This is a genomic window from Sphingomonas astragali (assembly GCF_051400615.1).
In the GTDB taxonomy this organism is placed as follows: domain Bacteria; phylum Pseudomonadota; class Alphaproteobacteria; order Sphingomonadales; family Sphingomonadaceae; genus Sphingomonas.
On the sequence record NZ_JBLFFH010000001.1, the window covers coordinates 1,246,879 to 1,272,065 of the forward strand.

Here is a 25,187-nt window from a genome sequence, read left to right on the forward strand (position 1 = left end):
CGCGGCGAGCGCGATGATCAGGCTGTTCAAGCATTACGTGCCGAATGCGGTGCTGCTGCTCGGCCTGTTCGACCTCGTCGTGCTGGCGCTCGCCGGCGAGCTCGGCTGGACGCTGCGCGCGCACCAGATCGGCATGGCCATCGAACCGGTCCATACCCGCACCGCCCAACTCCTCACCTTCGTCCTGACGGTCGAGACCGCGATGGTCGCGGTCGGTGTCTATGGCGCCGAATCGCTGCAATCGATCCGCTATGCGGTGGTACGGCTCAGCGTCGGCGTCGCGATCGGCGTGCTGGCGCTCAGCGCGCTGTTCTTCATCCTGCCCGACCTCAGCCTGTGGCGGTCGAACCTGCTCTATGCCATGGGCCTCGCGGTCGCCGGCCTCACGTTCCTGCGCGTCCTGATCGGCAAGGCGCTCGGCAGCCAGGCGTTCAAGCGCCGCGTCGTCGTGCTCGGCGCCGGCCCGCGCGCGGCGCGGCTGAAGGCGCTTGCGGCAAGGCCCGGCGCCGGCTTCGCCGTGGTCGGCTATGTCAGCATGAGCGAGGGCAATCGCGTGATCCCCGAGGCGATCGCGCGCGACGCCATCTACAACCTCGCCGACCATGTCGTGCTGCTGAGCGCGAGCGAGGTGGTGCTGGCGCTGGAGGAGCGCCGCAACGCGCTCCCGCTCAAGGACCTCCTGCGCATCAAGACCACCGGCGTCCACGTCAACGAGATCTCGACCTTCCTCGAGCGCGAGACCGGCCGGGTCGATCTCGACAGCGTCAATCCCTCGTGGCTGATCTTCTCCGACGGCTTCTCGTCGAGCCGGATGCTGTCGAGCGTGTTCAAGCGGCTGTTCGACATCGCCGCCAGCCTGATCCTGCTGGCGCTGACCCTGCCGGTCATCGCCCTCGCTGCGATCGCGGTGAAGCTCGACAGCAAGGGACCGGCCTTCTACCGCCAGCTCCGCGTCGGGCTCTACGGCACGCCCTTCTCGATCATCAAGCTGCGCTCGATGCGCACCGACGCCGAAGTGCAGGGCCAGGCGGTATGGGCGGAGCGGGATGACCCGCGCGTCACCCGCATCGGCCGCTTCATCCGCAAGGTGCGGATCGACGAGCTGCCGCAATGCTGGAGCGTCCTCAAGGGCGAGATGAGCTTCGTCGGCCCCCGTCCGGAACGGCCGCAGTTCGTCGACGACCTGGAGGCCAAGCTCCCCTACTACGCCGAACGGCACATGGTGAAGCCGGGCATCACCGGCTGGGCGCAGATCAACTATCCCTATGGCGCCTCGATCGAGGACGCGCGGCAGAAGCTCGAATACGACCTCTACTATGCTAAGAACTACTCCCCCTTCCTCGACCTGCTGATCCTGCTCCAGACCGTGCGGGTGGTGCTGTTCCCGGAGGGCGCGCGCTGAGGCGATGGCCGAGACGCTGACCCTGTGGAGCCATGCGCTGGCGGCGCTGCTGTTCGCCGCCGTCGCGCTGTGGGCGGCACGGAGCGCGCGGGTCGTGCTGCCGCGCTGGCCGCTGGTCGTGGCGTTGGCGGCGCTGGCGACATGGGCGCTCGCGGCCGCCGGGCTCGGCGGCAATGCGCCGGGCACGCAGCTCGCCGAGGGCGCGCGCGCGCTGGCGCTGCTCGGCTTCATGTTCGCGCTCGGCCGGCAGGGTGCCCCGCGGGCGGCGGCGGGAGTGATCGCCGTCTATGGCGTGGTCGCGCTGATCGCGGTCGCGGCGATGCTGCTCGCCGTCGGCGTGGTCGGACCGCGTGAGGATGCGGGCGTAGCCAATGCCGGCACGCTGCTGCGGATGATGGTGGCGGTCGGCGCGCTGGTGCTGCTCCAGCAGCTCGATGCCGAGGACGGGCGCGGCAACGTCCGCCTGCTCGCGATCGGCCTGGCCGCGGTGTGGCTCGCCGATCTCGCCTTCGCCGCCATCGCCTATCTGCTCGAAGCCTGGCCGACCGCGCTCGCCCCGGTGCACGGCGCGGGAATGGTGCTGGCGGCGGCGCTGACCGGCGCGGCGATCCAGCGCGATGCGCGCGGCGAGGTGCGCATCTCCCACGCCGTCGCCTATCGCTCGCTGTCGCTGGTCGCGATCGGCGCCTATTTCGCGCTGCTCGCCACCGGCACGAGCCTGTTGGGCGCGGTCGGCGGCGCGATGGCGCGGATGTGGCAGACCGCCTTCGTGTTCGGCTCGACCGCCGCGGTGCTGACGCTGGTGGCGACGCCGTGGCTGCGCGCCTGGACGCGAGTCACGATCGCCAAGCACTTCTTCCGCCACCGCTACGACTATCGTGCGGAGTGGATCCGCTTCACCGGCACGCTCGGCAAGCCCGATCGCGCCGCGCCGCTCGCCGAGCGCGTGGTCAAGGCGGTTGCCGACCTCACCGATTCCCCCGCCGGGCTGCTGCTGGTGCCCGAGGGGGCGGGACTCGGCATCGGCACCGGCTGGAACTGGAACGGCGAGCTGCCGTGCACCGGCGCCGACGCGGTCTTCGCGCGTCACCTCGCCCGGAGCGAGCGCATCGTCGAGCTCGACCGCGCCCGTCGCGGCGGCGACGAGAGCGACATCGTGCCGCAGTGGCTGCTCGACGAGCGCGACGCCTGGGCGGTGGTGCCGCTCCTCCACCTGGGCACGCCGGTCGGCGCGATCGTGCTCGCGCGCCCGCCGGTCGACCGGGCGCTGGATTGGGAGGATTTCGACCTGCTCCGCATCGCCGGCCGTCAGGTCGCGAGCTATCTCGCCGAGGCACGCGCGCAGGAGGCGCTCGCCGAGACCGAGCGGTTCGACGAGTTCAACCGCCGCTTCGCCTTCATCGTCCACGACATCAAGAATCTGGTGAGCGGCCTCAGCCTCGTCGCCCGCAATGCCGAGCGCCACGCCGACAATCCCGCCTTCCGCGCCGACATGGTGGCGACGCTCCAGGATTCGGCGGGCAAGCTCAACGCGTTGCTCGGCCGTCTGCTCGCCAGCACCCGCGCCGCGGCCGAGCCGCCGGTCGCGGTCGACGTGACCGAGGTCGCCGCGCGTATTGCCGCGGCGCGCCGCGCGCAGCATCCGGTCGTGGTGGCGGGACCGCAGCGCGTGGTCGCGCTCGCCGACCCGAGCCGACTGGAGCAGCTGCTCGGCCATCTCGTCCAGAACGCGATCGACGCCAGCGCCGCCGCCGATCCGGTCACGATCGCGGTCGAGCCCGGCGTGGACGGGGTGACGATCGCGGTGATCGATCATGGCTGCGGCATGTCGCCCGCGTTCATGCGCGAGCGGCTGTTCCGGCCCTTCGCCTCGACCAAGCCCGGCGGCTTCGGCATCGGCGCATTCGAGGCGCGGCAGCTCGCTGAGGGCATGGGCGGGCATATCGAGGTCGACAGCCGCGAGGGTGCGGGCTCGGCCTTCCGCGTGATCCTGCCGGCAGCGCTCGCCTCCAGGGTGGCCGCATGAACGAGACCAGGAAGCTGCTGATCGTCGAGGACGACCTCGCGCTCCAGCGCCAGCTGCGCTGGGCCTATGAGGGCTATGAGGTGCATGTCGCCGCCGACCGCGAGAGCGCGATCGCGCTACTGCGCGCGGAGGAGCCGGCGGTGGTGACGCTCGACCTCGGCCTGCCGCCCGATCCGGACGGCACCGGCGAGGGTTTCGCGACGCTCCGGGCGATCCTCGAACTGAAGCCGGACGCCAAGGTGGTCGTCGCCTCTGGCCACGGTGCGCGGGACAGCGCGCGGGACGCGATCGCCGCGGGGGCGTGGGATTTCTATTCGAAGCCGATCGACATCGACGCGCTCGGCCTGATCGTCGCGCGCGCCTTCCACGTCCATGCGCTGGAGGCGGAGAACCGTCGGCTGGCCGAAGCGGTGCCGCGCGCCGCGCTCGGCGGCATGATCACCGCGGCGCCGGAGATGCTGAAGGTCACGCGCACCATCGAGCGCGTCGCCGGCGCCGATGTGTCGGTGATGCTGCTCGGCGCCTCCGGCACGGGCAAGGAGCTGCTCGCGCGCGGGCTGCACGAGGCCGGCTCGCGCCGCCGCGGCGCCTTCGTCGCGATCAACTGCGCGGCGATCCCCGAGACGCTGCTCGAAAGCGAGCTGTTCGGGCACGAGAAGGGCGCCTTCACCGGCGCGGTCAAGACCACCGAGGGCAAGATCGAGGCGGCGCACGGCGGCACGCTGTTCCTCGACGAGATCGGCGACGTGCCGCTGCCGCTCCAGGTCAAGCTGCTGCGCTTCCTGCAGGAACGGGTGATCGAGCGGATCGGCGGGCGCAGGCCGATCGCGGTCGACACCCGCATCGTCTGCGCGACGCATCGCGACATCGACGCGATGGTCGCGGGCGGCAGCTTCCGCGAGGACCTCTACTATCGCCTTGCCGAGATCGTCGTGCGCATCCCTGCACTCGCCGAGCGGCCGGGCGACGCCGGCCTGCTCGCGCGGCATTTCCTCCGGAAACATGCGGGTGAGATGAAGAGTGCGGTCAAAGGCTTCGCGCCCGACGCGCTCGCCGCGATCGACGCCTGGAGCTGGCCCGGCAACGTCCGCGAGTTGGAGAATCGGGTGAAGCGCGCGGTGATCATGGCCGACGGCGCCCGCGTCACCGCCGCCGACCTCGATCTCGCCCCGCTCGCGGAGGATCACCTGCCGATCAACCTCAAGGCGGTGCGCGAGGCGGCCGACCGCAAAGCGATTCGCCACGCGCTCGCCCGCGCCGACGGCAATATCTCGGGCACCGCCCGGCTGCTCGGGATCAGCCGCCCCACCCTCTATGATCTGATGAGGGCCTATGACCTCCAGCCATGATCTCAGCATGTGCTCGCGCGCAGGCGGGAGCCCAGGGGTCCCGGGAACGTCGCTGGCGGCGCTGGGCTCCCGCCTGCGTGGGAGCGCGATGGTGGCTGTCGTCGTGCTGGCGTTCTGTCTCGACCCTGCGCCGCTCCGCGCCGATGCCGGCTCCGCGCGCGCCACGCTCGGCCGCGCGCTCGCTGCGCTCGACCAGGGCAATGCCTCGACCGCCCGCGCCCTCGCCACGTCGGCCGTGAAGGCCGATCCGGGCTGGGGACTCGCCCATGCGGTGCTCGCGCGGGCGGCGCTGGCCGAGGAGGACGGCATCGCCGCCGAGGCCGAGCTCGGCAAGGCGCGCGACAACGGCTTCGACATGCGCCGCGCTCAGCAGCTCCTCGCCCATGCCCGGCTGCTCCAGGGCGATCCGCGGCAGGCGCTGGCGCTCGCGAAGCGGACCGCGCCCGCCTATTGGACCTACGGCCTACGCATCCAGGCGCGCGCGCTCGCGGCGATGGACAATCCCGCCGCGGCGAACGACCTGTTCGGTCAGGCGGTCGCGCGCGCGCCCGGCGACAGTGCCGTCTGGACCGACCTCGGCCGCTTCCGCCGGAGCATCGGCGACGTCGCGGGTGCGATCGAGGCGGCAGCGCGCGCGGTCGCGCTCGACGGCGACAACACCCCGGCGCTGCTGCTGCGCGCCCAGCTCGTGCGCGACCAATTCGGCCTGATCGCATCGCTGCCGTGGTTCGAGGCTGCGCTGAAGCGCGATCCCGACAGCTATCCGGTCCTGCTCGACTATGCGGCTACGCTCGGCGACGCCGGCCGCAATACCGAGATGCTCGCCGTCGCCCGCCGCGCGCTCGCCGTTCGTCCCGGCAGCCCGCAGCTGCTCTACCTGCTCGCGGTGATGGCGGCGCGCGCGGGCAACACCGGCCTCGCGCGCGATCTGATGGAGGCGACCGGCGGCGCGCTCGACGGCACGCCGGGGCCGCTCCAGCTCGGCGCGACGCTCGATCTGGAGGATGGCGCGGCCGAGCAGGCGGTCACCAAGCTGCGCAATCTCGTTGCGATCCAGCCGATGAACATCCGCGCGCGCCAGCTCCTCGCCCTGGCGCTGCTGCGGCTCGGCGCCGCACGCAACGCGCTCGACATCATCCAGCCGGTGGCGGAGCGCGGCGATGCCGACAGCTATACGCTGACGCTGGCGGCGCGGGCGTTCGAGCGGCTCGGCGACCGGCAGCGTGCCGCGGTCCTGCTCGATCGCGCCGCGCACCCCGGCCGCGCGGATTCGACCAGCTTCAGCTCGGACGACAGCGTGCCGGTGCTCGCCGCGGCCGCCGGCAACGATCCGGCCGGCGAACCGTCGAGCGCGATCCCGTTGATCCGCGCCCAACTCGAGGCCGGCGACCGTGCCGGCGCGCTTGTCCGGGCGCAGGCGGTGGCGGCCGCCAATCGCGGCTCGCCCAAGGCGGCGCTGGTACTCGGCGACACGCTGATGGCGCTGGGCCGGCCGGCGGATGCGGTCGCCGCCTTCCGCCGCGCCGCCTCGCTCAATTTTGACGAGCCGACGATGCTGCGGCTCACCGAGGCGCTCGACATGGCGGGACGGCGCGAGGAGGCGGCGAACGCGCTCGCGCTGTTCCTGTCGCAGAACCCGGCCAACGTCGCTGCGCTCCGCCTCGCCGCACATTGGCAGATCGCGGCGGGCGACCATGACGCGGCGATCGATACGCTGGAGGGGCTGCGCGCCCGGCTCGGCGACCGCGACGCGGCGCTGCTCGCCGAGCTTGCCTATGCCTATGACGGCGCCGGCGAGGAGGAGACCGCCGCGAGCTACGCCGCCGCCGCCTATGCGCTCGCCCCTGCCAATGCCGCGGCGGCCGACGCCTATGGCTGGGCGCTCTACGGCGCGGGCGACACCGAAGGGGCACGCCAGCTCCTCGAGAAGGCGGTGGCGATCGCGCCCCGTCATGCGACGCTGCGCTGGCATCTCGCGCAGCTCTACGCCGATCTCGGCCGCGCCCAGGATGCCCGCGCCCAGGCGCTGGCGGCGCTGGCCGATCCGCGCTTCGGCGATCGCGAGGCGGCGCGGAAGCTGGTCGCGGCCGGCTGACCCCGCTAAGCGGGCGCCATGATCGACCCGCTCGAAAGGATCGCCGCCGCGTTGGAGCGGCTCGCCCCGCCGCCGCCCGCATCCGCCGATCCGCTCGTCCACCCCGCCTATCTCTGGCACGGCGAGGTGCTGGAGGCGGCGCGCGGCTTCGCGCCGCTGCCGCTCGACATGCTGACCGGCATGGACGCGCAGAAGACGGCGCTCATCGAGAATTTCCGCCGCCTCGCCGCCGGCCATGCCGCGCACGACGTATTGCTGTGGGGCGCGCGCGGCACCGGCAAGTCGGCGCTGGTCGCGAGCGCCGCCGCCGCGACCGGCCTCGCGCTGATCGAGGTCGCCGCCGCGTCGCTCGACAGCCTGCCCAGGCTGTTCGCCGCGCTCGCTCCGGTGAAGCGCGCCTTTGCGGTGTTCATCGACGATCTCGGCTTCTCTGCGCCGAGCGAGGCGCGCGCGCTGCGCTCGCTGCTGGAGGGCGGCGCGGAGGCGCGGCCCGGCAACGTTCGGCTGGCGGTCACCTCGAACCGCCGCCATCTCGTGCCGCGCGACATCGCCGAGCAGGAAAGCGCGATCAATCCGCGCGATGCGGTCGACGACGCGCTGGCGCTGGCCGACCGGTTCGGGCTCAGCCTCGGCTTCCATGTGATCGACCAGGATACCTATCTGGCGATCATCGAGCGCTACGCGACCAGCTACGGCCTGCCGTTCGATCCCGCCGACGCGGTCGGCTGGGCGACGCGGCGCGGCAGCCGCTCGGGACGGGTGGCCTGGCAGTATGTCATCGACCTCGCCGGCCGCGCCGGGGTGGCGATCGATCGGGGCAGGACGAGCTAGAGGCCGTCTCGTTCGGATCGAAGTCGTAACGTGCTCCTGCGAAGGCAGGAGCGCAGGCCGCAGGCGACATCCGGTAGTCCAGGGCTCCTGCCTTCGCAGGAGCACGATTCTATTTATCTCGACAGATACTAACCAAGCGTCTCGACTTGCTCGGCGAGCTCCAGCCACCGCAGCTCGGCCGCGTCCTTCTCCTCGCGCGCGGCGGCGATCGCCTTCATCAGCGCGTCGAACTTCCCGGGATCGCGCGCGTAGAGCTCCGGATCGGCCAGCGCCGCCTCGTCGCGCGCGATCGTCGCGTCGAGCTCCTCGATGCGCTTCGGCAGCAGGTCGTAGTCGCGCTGGTCCTTGTAGCTGAGCTTGGTCCGCATCGGCGGCGGGGGAGGCGGCGCGGCCGCCGTTTTCGCCGCGGCCTTGGCCTGCGCCCTGGGCTTTCGCTTGGCTTCCCAATCGGCATAGCCGCCCGCGACGATGTCGACCGTGCCCGAACCGTCGAGTCCCAAGGTCACCGTCACCGTGCGGTCGAGGAAGTCACGGTCGTGGCTGACGATCAGCACCGTGCCCTCGTAATCCGCGATCACTTCCTGGAGCAGGTCGAGCGTCTCGAGGTCGAGGTCGTTGGTCGGCTCGTCGAGCACCAGCAGGTTGGAGGCGCGGGCGAATTCGCGCGCCAGCAGCAGCCGCGAGCGCTCGCCGCCCGACAGCGTGCCGACGCGCGCATCGGCGAGGCCGGGATCGAACAGGAACTCCTTGAGATAGCCCTGGATGTGCTTCTTGACCCCGCGCACCTCGATCCAGTCGCCGCCGTCGGCGAGCACGTCGCGCACGCGCTTGTCGGGCGCCATCAGCTTGCGCTGCTGGTCGATGATCACCCCGTCGAGCGTCCTGGCGAGCGTCACCGTCCCCTCGTCGGGCGCGATCTCGCCGGTCAGCAGCCTGATCAGCGTGGTCTTGCCCGCGCCGTTGGCGCCGACGATGCCGATGCGGTCGCCGCGCTGGATGCGCAGGCTGAAGTCCTTGATGATGGTACGTTCACCGAACCGCTTCGCCACCCGGTCGGCGGTGATCACGCTCTTGGTGCGCACGTCGTCGGTGGCGATGCCGAGCTTGGCGGTGCCCTGCGGCCCCAGCATCGAGGCGCGCTGGGCGCGCATCTGGTTGAGCTTCTCCAGCCGCCCCTGGTTGCGCCGCCGCCGCGCGGTGACGCCGCGCTGGAGCCAATGCAGCTCGAGCTTCAATTTGGCGTCGAGCTTCTCCGCCGCGCGCGCCTCCTCGGCATAGACCGCCTCCATCCACGCCTCGAAGCCGCCGAAGCCGATCTCGTTGCGGCGGATGCTGCCGCGATCGAGCCACAGGGTCTGACGGGTGAGGCGGGTCAGGAAGGTGCGGTCGTGGCTGATGACGATGAACGCACCGGTGTAGCGGTTGAGCCACTCCTCCAGCCAGTCGATCGCGGCGAGGTCGAGATGGTTGGTCGGCTCGTCGAGCAGCAATACGTCCGGGTTCTGCGCCAGCGCCCGCGCGATCGCCGCGCGCCGCCGCTCGCCGCCCGAGGCGGTCGCCGCCTCGCGGTCGAGGTCGATGCCGAGCTGGCCGGCGATCGCCTCCGCCTCGTGCCTGGGCGGCGCGTCGGCGCCCGACAGCACGAAGTCGAGCAGCGTCTTCGCGCCCTCCATATCGGGCTCTTGCTCGAGCATCACGACATTGGTGCCGGGCACGATCGTGCGGCGGCCCTCGTCCGCCTCGATGCGGTCGGCGATCAGCTTGAGCAGCGTGGTCTTGCCCGCACCGTTGCGCCCGATCAGCGCCAGCCGATCGCGCGCGCCGATATAGAGATCGAGCCCGCGAAACAGCCAGCCCGAGCCCTGCACGAGCCCGAGGCCTTCATAGGCGAGGATGGGAGCAGCCATGATGGTCGCGACCTAAGGACCGTTCGCGCCTGCGGCAAGATTTCGTCGACATTCACGGGCTGTTCAACGCACGCTGCCTATGCGACAGCCATATGAAGATGGTGGGAATTCTCTCGATCGGGCTTGCGATCGCGCTCGCCGGTACGGGCGACGCTGGTGCGCAGCGGCATCGCCGCGGCGACCAGGACGCCGCGCGCGAGGCGCGCGAGCAGGGCCGGCTCCTGTCGCTTCGCGAGATCGAGCGCCGCGTCGTGCCGAAGATGAAGGGGGCGCAGTACATCGGCTTCGACTTCGATTCAGGGACGCAGGTTTACACGCTCAAGTTCCTGCGCGATGGCAATGTCATCTGGGTCAGCGTCGACGGCCGCTCCGGGGCCATCATCGGCCGCACCGGAAGCTGACGCTCCCCCACTGGAGACACACATGCGCGTTCTGATTGTCGAAGACGAACCCAATCTCGGTCAGCAGCTCCGCAACACGCTCGAGGGTGCGGGCTATGCGGTGGACCTCGCCACCGACGGCGAGGAGGGGCATTTCCTGGGCTCGACCGAGGACTATGACGCGATCATCCTCGACCTCGGCCTGCCCGAGATCGACGGGCTGACCGTGCTCGACCGCTGGCGCAAGGAAGGCAAGACCACGCCGGTCCTGGTGCTGACCGCGCGCGACAGCTGGTCGGACAAGGTCGCCGGGCTCGATGCCGGCGCCGACGACTATGTCGCCAAGCCGTTCCAGACCGAGGAGCTGATCGCCCGCCTGCGCGCGCTGATCCGCCGCGCCTCGGGCAACGCCTCCGCCGAGCTGACCGCCGGCGACATCCGCCTCGACACCCGCTCGGGCAAGGTCACCAAGGCGGGCGAGCCGGTGAAGCTCACCGCGCAGGAATACAAGCTGCTCTCCTACCTCCTCCATCACAAGGGCAAGGTGGTGAGCCGCACCGAGCTGATCGAGCATATCTACGACCAGGATTTCGACCGCGATTCGAACACGATCGAGGTGTTCGTGACGCGCATCCGCAAGAAGCTCGGCGCCGACGTGATCTCGACGATCCGCGGCCTCGGCTATTCGCTCGACGAGCCCGGCGAGCGGCCGCCGAGCGGCGCGTGAAAGCCCTCTCCCCTCTGGGGAGAGGGTTGGGTGAGGGGCCTGGCCACCGGCGATTCGCTTGCGGCACCGCCCCTCTCCCCGACTCTCTCCCCGGAGGGGAGAGGGAGAGAAGCTGATGGCCACCACCGCCCCCGAATCCGCACCACGCCCTTACGTCCGCGTCACCGGCTCGCTGTCGCGCCGGATGATCGTCGTCGCGGCATTGTGGATCCTGCTGCTGCTCACCGGCGGCGGGTTCGCGCTCGATCGCGTGCTGACCTCCGCGGTGACGCGCAGCTTCGACGACCAGCTCGATTTCCTGCTGACCAGCCTGGTCGCCACGGCGGAGATCGGGCCGGAAGGCGAGGTGATGTTCAATCGCCAGCTCGCCGACCAGCGCTTCCTCGAGCCCAATTCGGGCCTCTATTGGCAGGTGAGCGGCAACGGCGTCGACCCCTTCCCGTCACGCTCGCTGTGGGACCGGCGGCTGCGCACCGATCAGCAGCACAGCGACCGCGACGTCCATATCTACGATTCGAGCCAGTTCCCGGACGAGCGGCTGCGCGTGGTCGAGCGCGACCTCAAGCTGCCCGGGTCGCCGATCCGCTGGCGCTTCCAGGTCGCGCAGAACCGCGGCTACCTCGACGCGCAGATCGCGGCGCTCCGCCGCACGCTGGTGCGCAGCTTCCTGCTGCTCGGGCTCGGGCTGATCGTGATGGTGACGCTGCAGACTTTCTACGGCCTGCTGCCGCTGAGGAAGGTCCGCCTGGAGATCCAGCGGATGCGCGCCGGGACATCCTCGCGCGTCGAGGGCAACATGCCCGCCGAGGTCGCGCCGATGGTCGAGGAACTGAACGGCCTCATCGAGCACAACGACCGCCAGGCCGAAGAGGCGCGCCGCCATGCCGGCAACCTCGCCCATGCGCTGAAGACGCCGCTCACCGTGATCATGAACGCCGCCGCCGCGGGCCAGCCCGACCTCGCCGATACCGTGATCCGCGAAGCGCGGACGATGCGGCGCCAGGTCGACCATCATCTCGCGCGGGCCCGCGCGGTCGGCCGCCGCGGCAGTGCGCACAGCCGGGCCGAGCTGTGGACGAGCGTCGAGGCGGTCGAGCGCGCGATCTCGCGCCTCTACCCCAGCGTCCGCATCGACATCGACGGCGCCAAGGACCTGAAGGCCCGGATCGAGCGTCAGGACCTCGACGAGATCCTCGGCAACCTCGTCGAGAATGCCGCCAAATACGGCGGCGGGAGCGTGTTCATCACCGTCGCGGCGCAGGCGGGTTTCGCCGAGATCATGGTCGAGGACGACGGCCGCGGCATTCCCGAGGCCGACCGCCTGCGCATCTTCGACCGCGGCGTGCGGCTCGACAGCGGCAAGCCCGGAACCGGGCTGGGACTGGCGATCGTGCGCGACGTGGCCGAGCTGTACGGCGGGACGGTGAGCCTGGAGGAAAGCGAGGACCTCGGCGGTCTGCTGGTCCGCCTGAGGCTGCCGCTGGCGTAACCAGCTCCTCCCCGTTCCGGGGAGGAGCTTAAAGCGACCTCATCACCTCCGCCGCGATCTCGAAGCTGCGCCTCCGCACGGCGTGGTCGTGGATCATCCCGGTCACCATCAGCTCGTCCGGCTTGGTCCGCTCGACGAACGCGGCGATCTGGCGCTTGACGCTGTCCGGCCCGCCGGTCGCCGAGCATTGCAGCACATGATCGAGGATGGCGTTCCCCTGCGCCCCCAGCGTCGCGCGGAAGCCGGGCACCGGCGGCGGCAGCTGGATCGCCTGGCCGGTGCGGATCGCGACGAACGCCTGCTGCGCGGAGCTCGCGATCAGTTCCGCCTCCTCGTCGCTGTCGGCGGCGAAGACGTTGAAGCCCAGCATCAGGTGCGGCTTCTCGCAGACGGCCGAGGGGCGGAAGTCGCGGCGGTAGATCGCGATCGCCATGTCGAGCGCATCCGGCGCGAAATGCGAGGCGAAGGCATAGGGCAGCCCCAGCATCGCCGCGAGCTGCGCGCCGAAAGTCGAGGAGCCGAGGATCCACAACCTCACGTCCGCCCCCGCCCCTGGCGTCGCCCGGATGCCGGTTTGCCCGTCATCCGCGAAGTAGCTCTGCAGCTCCAGCACGTCCTGCGGAAAGGCATCGGGGCTCGACTCCAGCGTGCGCCTCAGCGCCCGCGCCACCCGCTGGTCCGATCCCGGCGCCCGGCCGAGCCCGAGATCGATCCGTCGGGGAAACAGCGCGTCCAGCGTGCCGAACTGCTCGGCGATCACCAGCGGCGCGTGGTTGGGCAGCATGATCCCGCCCGCGCCGATCCGGATCGTCGACGTGGCGGCGCCGACATGCGCGATCACCACCGCGGTCGCCGCGCTGGCGATCCCCGGCATCCCGTGATGCTCCGCCACCCAGTAGCGCGTATAGCCGAGCGCCTCGGCATGGGCGGCGAGATCGGCGGCGTTGGCGAGCGCGGTGCGGGCGTCCCCGCCCTGCACGATCGGGACGAGGTCGAGGAGCGAATAGGGGATCATGGTCCGCCAGATGGGGAGCCGCTTGCCCCATGCAAGCAGGACCGGTAGGCGCGCCCTCGTGCCGCCCGAGCTCGACCATATCCGCGCCTGGATCTTCGATCTGGACAACACGCTCTATCCGCCGAGCGCGAACCTGTTCGCCAAGATCGATCACCGCATGACCGACTATATCGAGCGGCTGACCGGCCTCCCATGGGAGGAGGCGCGCAAGCTGCAGAAGGGCTGGTTCCACGCGCATGGCACCACGCTCGCCGGGCTGATGGCCGAGCACGGCACCGATCCCTACGAATTCCTCGCCTATGTCCACGACATCGAGATGGACGTGCTCGAGGAGAACGCCCCGCTCGCCGCTGCGATCGCCAAGCTGCCGGGGCGCAAGCTGGTCTTCACCAACGGCGACCTGCCCTATGCCTCGAAGGTGCTGGACCGCCTCGGCCTCGGCGCCAGCTTCGAGGCGGTGCACGACATCCATGCGATGGCGCTCCGCCCCAAGCCCGATCCGGTGTCCTACGAGGGGCTGTGCGCCGCCTATGAGCTGGAGCCGGCCGAATGCCTGTTCGTCGAGGACATGGCGCGCAACCTCAAGCCCGCCAAGGCGATCGGCATGACCACCGTCTGGGTCGACAACGGCAGCGAGCAGACCGCCGACGCCGACCGCAGCTTCATCGACTATACCACCGCCGACCTCACCGGTTGGCTGCACGACATCCTGGGAGAGCCTAAGTGACCGACCTCGCAACCACCATCGACGCCGCCTGGGAGAATCGCGCGGACCTCAATACGGGCACCGAGGGCGCGGTGCGCGAGGCGGTGGCGGAGGCGCTCAACCTGCTCGACCGCGGCGAGGCGCGCGTAGCGGAGCCGGTGGACGGCGGCTGGCGAGTCAACCAATGGCTCAAGAAAGCGGTGCTCCTGTCGTTCCGCCTCAACGACAATGTCGTGATGCCCGGCGGCTGGTACGACAAGGTGCCGTCGAAGTTCGCCGGCTGGGGCGAGGATGCCTTCCGCGCCGCCGGCTTCCGCGCGGTGCCGGGCTCGGTGGTCCGCCACGGCGCCTTCATCGGCAAGGGCGCGGTGCTGATGCCGAGCTTCGTCAACATCGGCGCCCATGTCGGCGAGGGGACGATGGTCGACACCTGGGCGACGGTCGGCAGCTGCGCGCAGATCGGCCGCAACGTCCATATCTCCGGCGGCGCCGGCATCGGCGGCGTGCTCGAGCCGCTGCAGGCCGATCCGGTGATCATCGGCGACGGCGCCTTCATCGGCGCGCGCTCGGAGGTGGCGGAGGGCGTCCGCGTCGGCGAGGGCGCGGTGCTGTCGATGGGCGTCTATCTCGGCGCCTCGACCAAGATCGTCGACCGCGCCACCGGCGAGGTCCACCGCGGCGCGGTGCCGCCTTATGCGGTGGTCGTCCCCGGCACGCTGCCGGGCGAGGCCGGCAAGCCCGGCCTCTACTGCGCGGTGATCGTCAAGACGGTGGACGCCCAGACGCGGTCGAAGACGGGCATCAACGAGCTGCTGAGGGACTGAGGCTCGAATCGCCACAGGCGCGCAGCAGCCCTGCTGCAGCGCGCCCGGCGATGACAGGCGAGGGCCGATCGGCCCCGCCGGAGAATTACTTGATCTTGGCTTCCTTGAACTCGACGTGCTTGCGCGCGATCGGGTCGTACTTGCGGAAGCTCAGCTTCTCGGTCTGCGTGCGCGGGTTCTTCTTGGTCACGTAGAAGAAGCCGGTGTCGGCAGAGCTCACGAGCTTGATCTTGACGGTGGTCGGCTTGGCCATGGCCCAAACTCTCGAACAGCGGAAAAAGAAAGCGGCGCGCCCCGCTTGAGAGCCGCCGCGACAGACGCGGGCGCATGGCGGATGACGGCGCGCTTGTCAAGCCGCGAGGCGCTTTACGTCGCCTTAACCATGATCGCGGCAGAGTGATGCGGGGACCCTCCCCCAAAAGGAATGGCGCCTGACCGCCTGATTCACCGCGACGATGGACACACTCCTTCCCGCCCTGGTCGCGGCGCTGTTGGCCGGCATCGGCGACCGGCCGGCCTGGCTGGCGGCGCGCATCGGCCGCAAATACCGGCCGAGCCTCGGCCTGGCGGCCGTCGTGCTCGCCCATGCCCTCGCCGCGGCCGTCGCGGTGGCGGGCGGATGGCTGGTGGCGCCGCTGCTCACGCCCAACGCCAAGGCGCTGCTGCTCGCATTGGCGCTCATTTTCGCCGGCGCCGGCGCGATGCTCCGCGCCCCGTCGACCCGCGAGCGGGATTGCATCCGCGGACCCGTCACGACGCTCGCGGGTCTGGCGAGTGCCGCCGCCAGCGACCGGGCGACGCTGATCGCCTTCGCCCTCGCCGCGCGTGGGCCGCAGCCGGAGCTGGCCGGGGTCGGGATGACATTGGCCGCGGCGGCGCTCGGTTGGGCGGCGATCAGCCTCGGCACCGAGGGTTGGCGGGCGCTGCCGCTCCGGCCGCTGTCGATCGCGGGCGGTACGGTCCTGCTCCTTGCCGGGATCGTCGTCGGACTTGGCGGATTGCGGTTGATCTAACCTCTCGATCTCGGTCATCGAAGCCTTTCGTCTCGGCATCCGGGAGCCAATCCTCTAAGGGATCGTTCCCTGTGCGAAACCGAATCCAGACGGAGACAGACATGGCCAATCCCGCCCCGCTCGCGACCCCGACCGACCTCAACCGCAACGACACCAAGAGCGTGGCCGACGCGCTCAACGGCGCGCTCGCCGATTGCTACGCGCTCTATCTCAAGACCAAGAACTTCCACTGGCACGTCTCGGGCCCGCATTTCCGCGACTACCACCTGCTGCTCGACGACCAGGCGACGCAGATCCTTGCGGTGACCGACGCGATCGCCGAGCGCGTGCGCAAGACCGGTAACACCACGCTGCGCTCGATCGGCGACATCGCGCGGCGGCAGACGGTGAAGGACAATGACAAGGATTTCGTCGCCCCGGCCGACATGCTGGCCGAGCTGCGCGACGACAATCTCAAGCTCGTCGAGAGCTTCCGCGCGGTGAAGGAAGCGGCCGAGGCCGCCAAGGACAACGCCACCAGCGGCATCGTCGACGACTGGACCGACGAAGCCGAGGAGCGTGCCTGGTTCCTGTTCGAGGCGAGCCGGAAAGCCTGATTCGCGCCGGAACATTCGGCCGCCCCCGGACGCTTAGCTGGACACTATTCACAAAGGAGAGTGAGCCATGCTTCGTTGGGCGATCATCTTCCTGGTGGCGGGCCTGGTGCTCGGCGCGCTCGGCTTCGGCGGGATCGGCGGCGCGTTCGTCGGCATCGCCAAGATCCTGTTCTTCATCGCGATCGCGATATTCGTGGTGCTGCTGGTGATGGGCCTGATGGCCGGCCGCGGCGTCAAGAACGCGATCGATTAGGGGCGGTCCGAGCGAAGTCGAACCGTCGTCATTCCCGCGAAGGCGGGAATCCATTCTGGCTGGTCGTAGTGAGTCTCACCGACTTCAGCGACAATGGATTCCCGCCTTCGCGGGAATGACGATTCCATATCGATCGGGTCGGCCTAGCCGCCGATCGTCAGCAGCCACAGGTCGGGCGGCGCACCGAAGCGGAGCGGGACCACGCTGGTCCCGACGCCGCCGGTGACGACGATCGTGCTCCGCCCTTCGCGGACCACCCCGCACAGATAGCGATTCCCATAGCGCGACGGCACGCTGATCGGCCCCCACCACGGAAGGACGATCTGCCCGCAATGCGTATGCCCCGCCAGCAGCACCCCGCCCCCCGGCGGCAGGTCCGCCGCCACGTCGGGCGAATGCGTCAACATGAGCGGCGCCCCCTTCACCCGGTGAAAGGCGGCGAGCGCGGTGGGCAGCGAATCGTGGCCGGTATGCGCATCGCCGATCCCGATGATCGTGAGCGGCCCGCGCGCGACCGCGCCATTCTCCACCACGGTCACCTTCGCCTGCTCGAGCGCGCTCCGCACCGCGACGGGATCGGTCCAATGATCGTGATTGCCCAGCACCGCGACCACGCCCAGCCGTGCCCGCAATCCCGATAGCGGACCGGTCAGACGCGCCGCATAGCTGCGCCCCTCCTCGGGATCGTGACCCGCGACGAAATCGCCGGCCAGCAGGACCAGGTCGGGCCGGAGCGCGTTCAGTTGGGCGACGATCCGCCGCAGCCGGCGCTCGTCGGTCACCGAGCTGCCGATGTGGATGTCGCTGAGCAGCGCCACTTTCACCGGCGCGGAGTCCTCCGGCCAGCGCGGCAGCTCGATCGTCGCGCGGCGCACGACCGGATCGGCGCGGGCGTCGAGCCAGCCCCACAGGCACAGCCCGGCCGTGACCAGCAGTCCGAGCGCTCCCAGCTTCAGCAGACCGCGCAGCATCGCCGCTGCCTAGAGGCTGTCGAGATAAAATGGAATTGTGCTTCTGCGAAGGCAGGAGCCCTGGATCATGGGCGTATCGCTTGCTGCCAAAGCTCCTGCCTTCGCAGGAGCACCGACGCTGCTTCAATCTGAACAGGACAGACCCTCGCGGAACTCTTCGCGGGAGCCCATGTTGCTGCGTCATGCGCGCCTTCGCCGACCTGCTCGACCGCCTGATCTACACGCGCTCGCGCAACGCCAAGCTCAAGCTGATCGGCGACTATCTCCGCGCGACGCCCGATCCCGACCGCGGCTGGGCGATGGCGGCGCTGACCGGCGAGCTCGACCTGCCGGCGGTCAAGCCGGCGATCATCCGCGCGATGGTCGACGAGCGCGTCGATCCGGTGCTGTTCCGCATGAGCCGCGACTTCGTCGGCGATTCGGCCGAGACCATCGCGCTGATCTGGCCTGAGCCGGAGGCGTCGGCGATCGGGGAGCCGCTCCGCCTGGCGGACGTCATCGAGCGCCTCGCATTGCTGTCGCGCTCCGACACGCCGGCGGTGCTGGGTGCGATGCTCGACCGGCTCAAGGCCGACGAGCGGTTCGCGCTGCTCAAGCTCGCCACCGGCGCGCTGCGCGTCGGCGTCTCCGCGCGGCTCGCCAAGACCGCGCTCGCCGACGCTTTCGGGGTCGATGTCGATGCGGTCGAGGAGGTCTGGCACGGCCTCGCGCCGCCCTACACCGCGCTGTTCGACTGGGTCGAGGGGCGGGCGGAGCAGCCGACTGCGGCGAACGTTCCGGTCTTCCGCCCGTTCATGCTCGCGCATCCGCTGGAGCAGCTCGAGCTCGACCTCGCCGATTATGCCGCCGAGTGGAAATGGGACGGCATCCGCACCCAGCTCGTCCATGTCGCCGGCGAGACCCGGCTCTACAGCCGCGCGGGCGACGACATCACCCACAGCTTTCCCGAGGTCGCCGCGGCCTTCCGCACGCCCGGCGTGCTCGACGGCGAGCTGCTGGTGAAGGGGGAGTTTCAGGGCGGGGAGGCAGCCAGCTTCAACGCGCTCCAACAGCGGCTCGGGCGCAAGGCGGTGTCGGCGAGGACGCTGGCCGACTATCCCGCCTTCGTCCGGCTTTACGACATCCTGTTCGACGGCCCCGAGGACCTGCGCGCGCTGCCCTGGTCGGAACGGCGCGGACGGCTGGAAGCGTTCGCGGGCCGGCTCGATCCCATGAGCTTCGACGTCAGTCCGCTGATCGATGCGACCGACTTCACGCATCTCGCCGAGATCCGCGCCGGCGCGCGCGATTCGGCGATCGAGGGAGTGATGCTGAAGCGCCGCACATCGCCCTATGTCGCCGGCCGCCGCACCGGGCTCTGGTACAAGTGGAAACGCGATCCGCTCACCGCCGACTGCGTGATGATGTACGCCCAGCGCGGCAACGGCCGCCGCTCGTCCTTCTATTCGGACTATACGTTCGGCTGCTGGAGCGAGGGCGGCGAGCTGCTGCCGGTCGGCAAGGCCTATTCGGGCATCACCGACGAGGAGCTCAAGTGGCTCGACCGGTTCGTCCGCAACCACACGGTGGGCCGCTTCGGCCCGGTGCGCGAGGTCGAGAAGACGTTGGTGCTCGAAGTGGCGTTCGATTCGATCCACCTCTCGAAACGCCACAAGTCGGGCGTGGCGATGCGTTTCCCCCGCATCCACCGCATCCGCGACGACAAGCCCGCGGCGGAGGCGGACACGCTGGAAGCGCTGAAACGGATGGTGACGTAGAGCCTGCCGAATCGTGCTCCTGCGAAGGCAGGAGCGCTGGATCACAGGCATGTTGCTTGTGGCCTGAGCCCCTACCTTCGCAGGACGAACTCCAGGGCGGATCGACACTCCGGGCCGCGCCGCGGGCGTGCTCGGCATCCTCGCCGGCGCAGCGCTGATCCTGACGGCTTAGCGCCGGTCGACATTTGAAGCTCTGAGCCTTCCCTAGCCCATTTCCAACCGTCACCCCGGCTTTGTGCCGGGGTCCACCAGGAGACAGGACTGGACGAGAGGCTCAAGCACAGCCCGTGAGGCCCGGTGGACCCCGGCACAAGGCCGGGGTGACGAAAATGGTAGGACGAATTCCCCAATGACCGGACCCCTTCCGCCGCCGGATAGCCGCCAGCCCGCCGCCTCCCTTGCAATGTAGGATTTCGCCTGCTTGGCTCGCCCGGTCCGAGCCGCGCGAGCGCCGGTCCGCTCTTTGATCCTGTTGATCTCGCTCATGCCGCGTCGCTGTCGCGCTCGTGCCGCGGCGGTGGCGCATCCGTGCCGCGTGGCTGCCGCGTCACTGTCGCGCCTGTGTCGCGTCGCTGTAGCGTCCCTGGCGCGTCGCCGCCGCGTCCCTGCCGTTCCCAGCGTATCGGCTCGCAAACACATGACCTGAGTCAATTTGGTCAACATTTTCGGAGACGTCGGCACCGGAAGGGCTCATCCGGACGGGGGCCGATCTACCTATGACTTTCGTGACCTTCGACGGATTTCCGCGGGTTTCCGGCGCCTGCCCTGAGGCGCGCAACCAGCGCCGACTTCAGCGCGCCGCCGCGCCGGCCGAATCGACGATCCGCACCTCGAACAAGGTCGGCCACAGCTTGCCGGTGACGAACAGCCGCTGGCGTTCCGCGTCCCAGGCGATGCCGTTCAGCACCGCGTCGACATTCTTGGCGCCCACTTCGTCGACCAGCGGCCGCGCGTCGATCACGCGGGTGACATGGCCGGTCGCGGGGTCGATCTCGACGATGAAGCCGCTCATCCAGACGTTGGCGAGCAGCTTGCCGCCGACCATCTCCAGCTCGTTGAGCCGGGGAAGCGGCTTGCCGGCGAGCGTCACCGCGATTCGCCGACGTTCGGTGAAGCGCTCGGGATCGAGCACGCGCAAGGTCGGCGTGCCGTCGGAGAGGAGCAGGCCCTCGGGTGCGGCGGTCAGTCCCCAGCCTTCGCCGGGATAGCGGAAGTCGCTGCCCGCCGGCTTCAGCGAATCGAGCCACCAGCGATGAGCGATGCCGTTCTTCCAAGTGAGGCTGATCAGCGTCGATTTCCACAGCGCCATCCCTTCGCCGAACTGGCCGGCCGGGATCGGCGTATGCGCCAGCACGCGTCCGTCGGCGAGCGACACCCGCCGCACCTCGGAACGATCCTCGCCGGTGCTCTCGTAGAGCGCGCCGTCGTGCCACAGCAGCCCCTGGGTGAAGGCGGTCGAATCGTGCGGATAGCGCGCCACCACCTCCAGCGTCGCCACCGGCACGGCGGACGGGGCGGGAGGCGGCGCGGCATCCTGCGGCATGGCGGCGGCGGGCCAGGGGGCAAGGCCGAGCAGCAGGATCCATCGCGCAATCGTGCCGATCATGCTTCCCTCCAACGAAAACGGGCGGCGCCGCTTGCCGGCACCGCCCGTAGCTTCGTCGCCTGAACCGGCGCTTACTGCATCGGCTGCAGGTTCACCGCGGCATGTTTGCCGCGACGGTCGACCTCGAGCTCGAACTCGAGCCTGTCGCCCTCGTTGAGCGTCGGCAGGCCCGCGCGCTCGACCGCGCTGATGTGAACGAACGCGTCCGGCTGACCGTCATCGCGCTGGATGAAGCCGAAGCCCTTCATCGCGTTGAAGAACTTGACCGTTCCCGACGCCTTCTCACCGGTCAGCTGGCGCTGCGGCCCGGCACCGGCACCGGCAGCGGCGCGCGGGCCGCGATCCTGCACCGGCAGCGGCTCGCCCTCGATCTTGAGGTCGGTCGCCGAGATGCGGCCGCCGCGGTCGACCAGCGTGAAGCCGAGCGGCTGGCCCTCGGCCAGGCCGGTCAGGCCGGCCTGCTCGACCGCGGAGATGTGAACGAACACATCCTCGCCGCCATCATCGCGGACGATGAAGCCGAAGCCCTTCTGCCCATTGAAGAATTTGACGACGCCTGTCGCCTCGCCGACGACCTGCGGCGGCATCCCGCCACCGCCACCGCCGCCGCCACGGAAGCCACCGCCGCCGCCGCCGAAACCGCCGCCACCGCCACGGAAACCGCCGCCGCCACCGCCGCCATAGCCGCCGCCACCGAAGCGATCGCCGCCGCCAAAGCTGCGATCACCGAAACCGCCGCGATCGCTGTAGCCGCCGTAACTTTCGTCGCCGAAGCCGTCGCGCTTGTCCTTGCCGCGCCCGCCGCGATCCCCGCGGCGCCCTCGATCAAAACTCATGACCCTGTTCGTCTTCCCGCTTCGTCCGAACTTCTGTTCAAAACCATCGCGCCGGACGAAAAGACGCAGGTCCTCGGGCGCAGAAAAAGCACGCCTCGGAATCACTCATAGCGTAAATAGCAACTCGCTGCGAATGATTTTGTCGCAATCATGGCAGGATGGGGCGCGATCCTTGCCATCCTGTGGCAGCTTCGGCACACGAAGGGCCATGACGGACATCCTCGCGCTCCTCACCGATCCGGCCGCCTGGGCGGCGCTCGTCACCCTGATCGTGATGGAGGTTGTGCTCGGCATCGACAACCTCATCTTCATCTCGATCCTCTCGAACAAGCTGCCGGCGCACGAGCAGCAGCGCGCACGCCGAATCGGTATCGGCCTCGCGCTCGTCATGCGAATCGCGCTGCTGCTCGGCATCTCCTGGATCGCGGGGCTGGTGACGCCGGTGTTCGACCTGGGCCTTGCGGGCGCGCCCGGACCGCATGGCGAGCCGACGTTCGAGACCGCCTTCTCGTGGCGCGACCTCATCCTGATCGCGGGCGGCCTGTTCCTGGTGTGGAAGGCGACCAAGGAGATCCACCACAACGTCGCGCATGAAGAGACGGGCGAGACGCTCGACAAGACCGGCAAGGTGGTGGTGAGCTTCGGCTCGGCGATCGCGCAGATCCTGGCGCTCGACCTCGTCTTCTCGATCGATTCGATCCTGACCGCGGTCGGCATGACCGATCATGTGCCGATCATGATCGTCGCGGTGGTGGTGGCGGTCGGCGTGATGCTGTTCGCCGCCGACCCGCTCGCCAACTTCATCCACCGCAACCCGACGGTGGTGATGCTGGCATTGGGTTTCCTGCTGATGATCGGCGCGGTACTGATCGCCGACGGCTTCGGCGTGCATGTCCCCAAGGGCTACATCTACACCGCCATGGCCTTCTCCGCTGGGGTCGAGATGCTCAATATCGTCGCCCGCCGGCGCCGCGAGGCGAAGAAGGCTGCGAAGTGAATGGCGATCTGCCCAAATATGCGCGCATCGAACGCGAGCGGCGCTTCCTGATCGATTCGGAAGCCCTGCCGCCGCTCGCGCCGCCGACGGCGATCGAAGACCGCTACATCGACAACACCCGTCTCCGTCTGCGGTGCATGACGCCGCAGGGAGGCAGTCCCGTCTACAAGCTCACCAAGAAATATGGCGGCGATCCGGACCCGATCGTCACCGCCTATCTCACGGCCGAGGAGTTCGCCGTCTTCTCGACGCTGCCGGCGGCGCGGCTCGTCAAGGATCGCCATCGCGCCAGCATCGACGGATGGTGTTTCGCGATCGACCGGTTCGGTGGACCGCTCACCGGCCTCTGGCTTGCCGAGATCGACAATGCTCCGGACGCGCCGATCCCCGGCTGGGCGCGACGCGAGGTGACCCGTGATCCGGCTTTCACCGGTGCCGCGCTGGCACGCGATCCGGCGGGGGCCATTGAGCGTTCGTCGCGACGACGCTAGGGCGCGGCGATGACCGTTCATTTTCACGAGGAAGACCTTCCCGCCGGCGTGTTCGCGCCGGGCGCCTCCATCGCCGTCGACACCGAGACGATGGGCCTCGTCACCCAGCGCGACCGGCTGTGCGTCGTGCAGCTTTCCGACGGCAACGGCGACGAGCATCTCGTGCGCTTCAAGCCCGGCAGCAGCTATGCCGCGCCCAACCTCAAGGCGGTGCTCGCCGACCCTGAGCGGCTCAAGCTCTATCATTTCGCCCGCTTCGACCTCGCCGCGATCAAATATTATCTCGGGGTCGTCGCCGCGCCGGTCTATTGCACCAAGACCGCCTCGCGCCTCGTGCGCACCTACACCGACCGCCACGGCCTCAAGGATCTGGTGCGCGAGCTGCTCGGGCAGGAAATCTCCAAGGCGCAGCAGTCGTCCGACTGGGGCGGCCCGGAGCTGTCGGACGCGCAGCGCGACTATGCCGCGTCCGACGTGCGCTATCTCCACGCGATGCGGGCCGAGCTCGACACCCGTCTCGCCCGCGAGGGCCGCACCGCGCTCGCCCAGGCCTGCTTCGATTTCCTGCCGCACCGCGCCGAGCTCGACCTGGCCGGCTGGCCGGAAGTCGACATCTTCGCCCATATCTAGGGAGGCGGCGTCCCCTCGTGTCCGACATCGCCCGCAGCACCCGTTCGCAGAACCAGCGCTGGGCGGCGCCTGGGAGCCGGCACGACCGGCTGATCGCGGTGCTGCAGGTGGTGCTGCCGATCGGGATCGGCATCCTCACCGCCTTCCTGGTGATGGCGCCGCTGTTCACCGGCGGCGACGTCAGCTTCGTGCTCGACAAGAACAAGGTCGAGGTCGCCAAGGAGCGGCTCAAGCTCCAGACCGCGCGCTACCGCGGGCAGGATACGAAAGGGCGCCAGTTCCAGATCACGGCCGGCGAGGCAGTGCAGAAGAGCGCGGCCGAGCCGATCGTGCAGCTCTACGATCTGGCCGCCTCGATCGAGCTGCAGGACGGTCCCGCCCAGATCGTCGCCGATCGCGGGCGCTACGACATGGGCAATCAGCAGGTCGCGATCGACGGGCCGATCCGCTTCACCGCCGCCGGCGGCTATGTGCTCGGCACCCGCGACGCCACGGTCGACCTCAGGAACCGCACGCTGGAGAGCGGCGGCGCCGTCAGCGGCACGACCCCGCTCGGCACCTTCAGCGGCGACCGGCTGACGGCCGACCTCGAAGCGCGCACCGTCGCCCTCAAGGGCAATGCGCGCTTGCGGATCGTGCCGAAGCGCGCGAAATGAGCGCCGTGACGCGTCCCCTTCTCCTCGCCCTGCCGCTGATTGCGCTCGCCGGCCCGGCCGCCGCGCAGGGCCGCCATGATTCGACGGCGCCGATCGATTTCGACGCCGGCTATATGGAGCTGCAGGACAAGGCCAACCGCGCGATCCTGTCGGGCGGCGTCACCGTGCGCCAGGCCGAGATGACGCTCAATGCGGCGCGCATGACCGTCGCCTATACCGGGCAGATTACCGACGGCTCGCCCCAGGCCTCGCGGATCGACGCCTCGGGCGGGGTCACCATCACCCGGCCCGACCAGCGCGCGCGTTCGCAATATGCGGTCTATGACCTCACCAGGCGCCAGATCACCATGCTCGGCGGCGTCACGCTGACGCAGGGGGGCAATACGCTCAACGGCGGCCGGTTGGTGATCAATCTCGACACCGGACGCGCCGTGATCGACGGCACCGGCGTCGCGGGACAGGTCAAGGCGCCGGACGGCACCGTCACCCGTTCGGGCGGACGCGTCACCGGCCGCTTCACTGTGCCGAAACGTAACCAGTAACCGCTTCGCCGCGATTCCGCTTTCCCTTGGCGCCGCAGTGCGGCAAAAGAGCCATGCATGAATCCTGCCAACCGCTTGTCGGTAGGGT

Annotated in this window: 25 protein-coding genes; 19 read left to right on the plus strand and 6 right to left on the minus strand. The window is 69.8% G+C overall.

The genetic code is table 11. From position 1 onward, the window contains the following. Positions 1-13: 13 nt before the first annotated feature. The 5 genes from ACMGER_RS06180 (at position 14) to ACMGER_RS06200 (ending at position 7,703) form a co-directional block, all read left to right on the plus strand. Entirely contained in the window at positions 14-1,402 is a 1,389-nt protein-coding gene (locus tag ACMGER_RS06180; protein WP_436811215.1) for a TIGR03013 family XrtA/PEP-CTERM system glycosyltransferase, read from the plus strand. A 4-nt stretch (positions 1,403-1,406) separates the two neighbouring features. Continuing rightward, the gene (prsK, locus tag ACMGER_RS06185) at positions 1,407-3,428 is read left to right on the plus strand and encodes an XrtA/PEP-CTERM system histidine kinase PrsK (RefSeq protein ID WP_436811216.1); all 2,022 of its coding nucleotides are present in this window, start codon (positions 1,407-1,409) and stop codon (positions 3,426-3,428) included. After that, positions 3,425-4,777, plus strand: a complete 1,353-nt coding sequence (prsR, locus tag ACMGER_RS06190) for a PEP-CTERM-box response regulator transcription factor (RefSeq protein ID WP_436811217.1) — start codon at positions 3,425-3,427, stop codon at positions 4,775-4,777. Before prsK ends, prsR begins: the two co-directional genes overlap by 4 nt. An 88-nt stretch (positions 4,778-4,865) precedes the next feature. After that, positions 4,866-6,872, plus strand: a complete 2,007-nt coding sequence (locus ACMGER_RS06195; RefSeq protein ID WP_436811218.1) for a tetratricopeptide repeat protein — start codon at positions 4,866-4,868, stop codon at positions 6,870-6,872. An 18-nt stretch (positions 6,873-6,890) separates the two neighbouring features. After that, positions 6,891-7,703: a DUF815 domain-containing protein gene (locus ACMGER_RS06200; RefSeq protein ID WP_436811219.1), complete on the plus strand. Its 813-nt coding sequence runs from the start codon at positions 6,891-6,893 to the stop codon at positions 7,701-7,703. 128 nt (positions 7,704-7,831) lie between these two features. Here the strand turns inward: ACMGER_RS06200 and ACMGER_RS06205 are convergent, their stop codons facing one another. After that, a complete protein-coding gene (locus tag ACMGER_RS06205) occupies positions 7,832-9,610 on the minus strand; it encodes an ABC-F family ATP-binding cassette domain-containing protein (RefSeq protein ID WP_436811220.1) in 1,779 nt (592 codons plus the stop codon). Between the two features lie 98 nt (positions 9,611-9,708). Here ACMGER_RS06205 and ACMGER_RS06210 point away from each other — a divergent pair, with 98 nt between their 5' ends. From ACMGER_RS06210 to ACMGER_RS06220, 3 genes are all read left to right on the plus strand, one after another. Beyond that, positions 9,709-10,011: a hypothetical protein gene (locus ACMGER_RS06210; RefSeq protein ID WP_436811221.1), complete on the plus strand. Its 303-nt coding sequence runs from the start codon at positions 9,709-9,711 to the stop codon at positions 10,009-10,011. Between the two features lie 22 nt (positions 10,012-10,033). Then, positions 10,034-10,717, plus strand: coding sequence for a response regulator transcription factor (locus ACMGER_RS06215; RefSeq protein ID WP_436811222.1), 684 nt, complete (start codon positions 10,034-10,036; stop codon positions 10,715-10,717). A 115-nt stretch (positions 10,718-10,832) separates the two neighbouring features. After that, entirely contained in the window at positions 10,833-12,206 is a 1,374-nt protein-coding gene (locus tag ACMGER_RS06220; RefSeq protein ID WP_436811223.1) for a sensor histidine kinase, read from the plus strand. 28 nt (positions 12,207-12,234) lie between these two features. Here ACMGER_RS06220 and ACMGER_RS06225 read toward each other — a convergent pair whose 3' ends face one another. Continuing rightward, positions 12,235-13,221: an LLM class flavin-dependent oxidoreductase gene (locus tag ACMGER_RS06225; RefSeq protein WP_436811224.1), complete on the minus strand. Its 987-nt coding sequence runs from the start codon at positions 13,219-13,221 to the stop codon at positions 12,235-12,237. A 58-nt stretch (positions 13,222-13,279) separates the two neighbouring features. Here ACMGER_RS06225 and ACMGER_RS06230 point away from each other — a divergent pair, with 58 nt between their 5' ends. Beyond that, the gene (locus ACMGER_RS06230; RefSeq protein ID WP_436811225.1) at positions 13,280-13,948 is read left to right on the plus strand and encodes a pyrimidine 5'-nucleotidase; all 669 of its coding nucleotides are present in this window, start codon (positions 13,280-13,282) and stop codon (positions 13,946-13,948) included. Next, positions 13,945-14,751: a 2,3,4,5-tetrahydropyridine-2,6-dicarboxylate N-succinyltransferase gene (gene dapD, locus ACMGER_RS06235; protein WP_436811226.1), complete on the plus strand. Its 807-nt coding sequence runs from the start codon at positions 13,945-13,947 to the stop codon at positions 14,749-14,751. Before ACMGER_RS06230 ends, dapD begins: the two co-directional genes overlap by 4 nt. An 85-nt stretch (positions 14,752-14,836) precedes the next feature. Here the strand turns inward: dapD and rpmG are convergent, their stop codons facing one another. Continuing rightward, positions 14,837-15,004, minus strand: a complete 168-nt coding sequence (gene rpmG, locus ACMGER_RS06240) for a 50S ribosomal protein L33 (RefSeq protein ID WP_233784906.1) — start codon at positions 15,002-15,004, stop codon at positions 14,837-14,839. Positions 15,005-15,206: 202 nt separating this feature from the next. On the opposite strand from rpmG, the gene ACMGER_RS06245 reads away from it, so the two are divergent. The 3 genes from ACMGER_RS06245 (at position 15,207) to ACMGER_RS06255 (ending at position 16,613) form a co-directional block, all read left to right on the plus strand. Further along, a complete protein-coding gene (locus tag ACMGER_RS06245) occupies positions 15,207-15,764 on the plus strand; it encodes a TMEM165/GDT1 family protein (RefSeq protein WP_436811227.1) in 558 nt (185 codons plus the stop codon). A gap of 101 nt (positions 15,765-15,865) precedes the next feature. Then, positions 15,866-16,360 (plus strand): Dps family protein, encoded by a 495-nt coding sequence (locus ACMGER_RS06250; protein WP_436811228.1) that lies wholly within the window; start codon positions 15,866-15,868, stop codon positions 16,358-16,360. A 67-nt stretch (positions 16,361-16,427) separates the two neighbouring features. Beyond that, on the plus strand, positions 16,428-16,613 hold the full coding sequence (locus tag ACMGER_RS06255) for a DUF1328 domain-containing protein (protein ID WP_436811229.1): 186 nt from the start codon (positions 16,428-16,430) through the stop codon (positions 16,611-16,613). A gap of 143 nt (positions 16,614-16,756) precedes the next feature. On the opposite strand, the gene ACMGER_RS06260 is transcribed toward ACMGER_RS06255, so the two are convergent. Beyond that, entirely contained in the window at positions 16,757-17,584 is an 828-nt protein-coding gene (locus tag ACMGER_RS06260) for a metallophosphoesterase (protein ID WP_436811230.1), read from the minus strand. 182 nt (positions 17,585-17,766) lie between these two features. Between ACMGER_RS06260 and ACMGER_RS06265 the strand changes: the two genes are divergently transcribed. Next, positions 17,767-19,341, plus strand: a complete 1,575-nt coding sequence (locus ACMGER_RS06265) for a cisplatin damage response ATP-dependent DNA ligase (RefSeq protein ID WP_436811231.1) — start codon at positions 17,767-17,769, stop codon at positions 19,339-19,341. A gap of 790 nt (positions 19,342-20,131) precedes the next feature. On the opposite strand, the gene ACMGER_RS06270 is transcribed toward ACMGER_RS06265, so the two are convergent. Together ACMGER_RS06270 and ACMGER_RS06275 are read right to left on the minus strand one after the other, a co-directional pair. Beyond that, entirely contained in the window at positions 20,132-20,947 is an 816-nt protein-coding gene (locus ACMGER_RS06270; protein ID WP_436811232.1) for a glutaminyl-peptide cyclotransferase, read from the minus strand. Positions 20,948-21,018: 71 nt separating this feature from the next. Continuing rightward, positions 21,019-21,783, minus strand: coding sequence for a cold-shock protein (locus tag ACMGER_RS06275; protein ID WP_436811233.1), 765 nt, complete (start codon positions 21,781-21,783; stop codon positions 21,019-21,021). 208 nt (positions 21,784-21,991) lie between these two features. On the opposite strand from ACMGER_RS06275, the gene ACMGER_RS06280 reads away from it, so the two are divergent. The 5 genes from ACMGER_RS06280 to ACMGER_RS06300 are packed head-to-tail and all read left to right on the plus strand — an operon-like array spanning position 21,992 to position 25,099. Beyond that, entirely contained in the window at positions 21,992-22,780 is a 789-nt protein-coding gene (locus ACMGER_RS06280) for a TerC family protein (protein ID WP_436811234.1), read from the plus strand. Then, on the plus strand, positions 22,777-23,271 hold the full coding sequence (locus tag ACMGER_RS06285) for a CYTH domain-containing protein (RefSeq protein ID WP_436811235.1): 495 nt from the start codon (positions 22,777-22,779) through the stop codon (positions 23,269-23,271). Before ACMGER_RS06280 ends, ACMGER_RS06285 begins: the two co-directional genes overlap by 4 nt. 9 nt (positions 23,272-23,280) lie before the next feature. Further along, the gene (locus ACMGER_RS06290) at positions 23,281-23,901 is read left to right on the plus strand and encodes a ribonuclease D (RefSeq protein ID WP_436811236.1); all 621 of its coding nucleotides are present in this window, start codon (positions 23,281-23,283) and stop codon (positions 23,899-23,901) included. A gap of 17 nt (positions 23,902-23,918) precedes the next feature. After that, positions 23,919-24,557 carry an LPS export ABC transporter periplasmic protein LptC gene (lptC, locus tag ACMGER_RS06295; protein WP_436811237.1) on the plus strand — a complete coding sequence of 213 codons (639 nt, stop codon included), beginning with the start codon at positions 23,919-23,921 and terminating at the stop codon, positions 24,555-24,557. Continuing rightward, on the plus strand, positions 24,554-25,099 hold the full coding sequence (locus ACMGER_RS06300; protein WP_436811238.1) for an LptA/OstA family protein: 546 nt from the start codon (positions 24,554-24,556) through the stop codon (positions 25,097-25,099). The genes lptC and ACMGER_RS06300 overlap by 4 nt, the downstream gene beginning before the upstream one ends. Positions 25,100-25,187 lie beyond the last annotated feature (88 nt).

Coding starts and splice junctions, on each gene's coding strand:
- ACMGER_RS06250 (WP_436811228.1), top strand. CDS start 15,866: ATGGCCAATCCCGCCCCGCTCGCGACCCCGACCGACCTCAACCGCAAC.
- prsK (WP_436811216.1), top strand. CDS start 1,407: ATGGCCGAGACGCTGACCCTGTGGAGCCATGCGCTGGCGGCGCTGCTG.
- ACMGER_RS06290 (WP_436811236.1), top strand. CDS start 23,281: ATGACCGTTCATTTTCACGAGGAAGACCTTCCCGCCGGCGTGTTCGCG.
- rpmG (WP_233784906.1), bottom strand. CDS start 15,004: ATGGCCAAGCCGACCACCGTCAAGATCAAGCTCGTGAGCTCTGCCGAC.
- ACMGER_RS06245 (WP_436811227.1), top strand. CDS start 15,207: ATGGACACACTCCTTCCCGCCCTGGTCGCGGCGCTGTTGGCCGGCATC.
- ACMGER_RS06280 (WP_436811234.1), top strand. CDS start 21,992: ATGACGGACATCCTCGCGCTCCTCACCGATCCGGCCGCCTGGGCGGCG.
- prsR (WP_436811217.1), top strand. CDS start 3,425: ATGAACGAGACCAGGAAGCTGCTGATCGTCGAGGACGACCTCGCGCTC.
- ACMGER_RS06270 (WP_436811232.1), bottom strand. CDS start 20,947: ATGATCGGCACGATTGCGCGATGGATCCTGCTGCTCGGCCTTGCCCCC.
- ACMGER_RS06300 (WP_436811238.1), top strand. CDS start 24,554: ATGAGCGCCGTGACGCGTCCCCTTCTCCTCGCCCTGCCGCTGATTGCG.
- ACMGER_RS06195 (WP_436811218.1), top strand. CDS start 4,866: ATGGTGGCTGTCGTCGTGCTGGCGTTCTGTCTCGACCCTGCGCCGCTC.
- ACMGER_RS06260 (WP_436811230.1), bottom strand. CDS start 17,584: ATGCTGCGCGGTCTGCTGAAGCTGGGAGCGCTCGGACTGCTGGTCACG.
- ACMGER_RS06265 (WP_436811231.1), top strand. CDS start 17,767: ATGCGCGCCTTCGCCGACCTGCTCGACCGCCTGATCTACACGCGCTCG.
- ACMGER_RS06275 (WP_436811233.1), bottom strand. CDS start 21,783: ATGAGTTTTGATCGAGGGCGCCGCGGGGATCGCGGCGGGCGCGGCAAG.
- ACMGER_RS06225 (WP_436811224.1), bottom strand. CDS start 13,221: ATGATCCCCTATTCGCTCCTCGACCTCGTCCCGATCGTGCAGGGCGGG.
- ACMGER_RS06180 (WP_436811215.1), top strand. CDS start 14: ATGATCAGGCTGTTCAAGCATTACGTGCCGAATGCGGTGCTGCTGCTC.
- ACMGER_RS06210 (WP_436811221.1), top strand. CDS start 9,709: ATGGTGGGAATTCTCTCGATCGGGCTTGCGATCGCGCTCGCCGGTACG.
- ACMGER_RS06255 (WP_436811229.1), top strand. CDS start 16,428: ATGCTTCGTTGGGCGATCATCTTCCTGGTGGCGGGCCTGGTGCTCGGC.
- ACMGER_RS06215 (WP_436811222.1), top strand. CDS start 10,034: ATGCGCGTTCTGATTGTCGAAGACGAACCCAATCTCGGTCAGCAGCTC.
- ACMGER_RS06205 (WP_436811220.1), bottom strand. CDS start 9,610: ATGGCTGCTCCCATCCTCGCCTATGAAGGCCTCGGGCTCGTGCAGGGC.
- ACMGER_RS06220 (WP_436811223.1), top strand. CDS start 10,833: ATGGCCACCACCGCCCCCGAATCCGCACCACGCCCTTACGTCCGCGTC.
- ACMGER_RS06200 (WP_436811219.1), top strand. CDS start 6,891: ATGATCGACCCGCTCGAAAGGATCGCCGCCGCGTTGGAGCGGCTCGCC.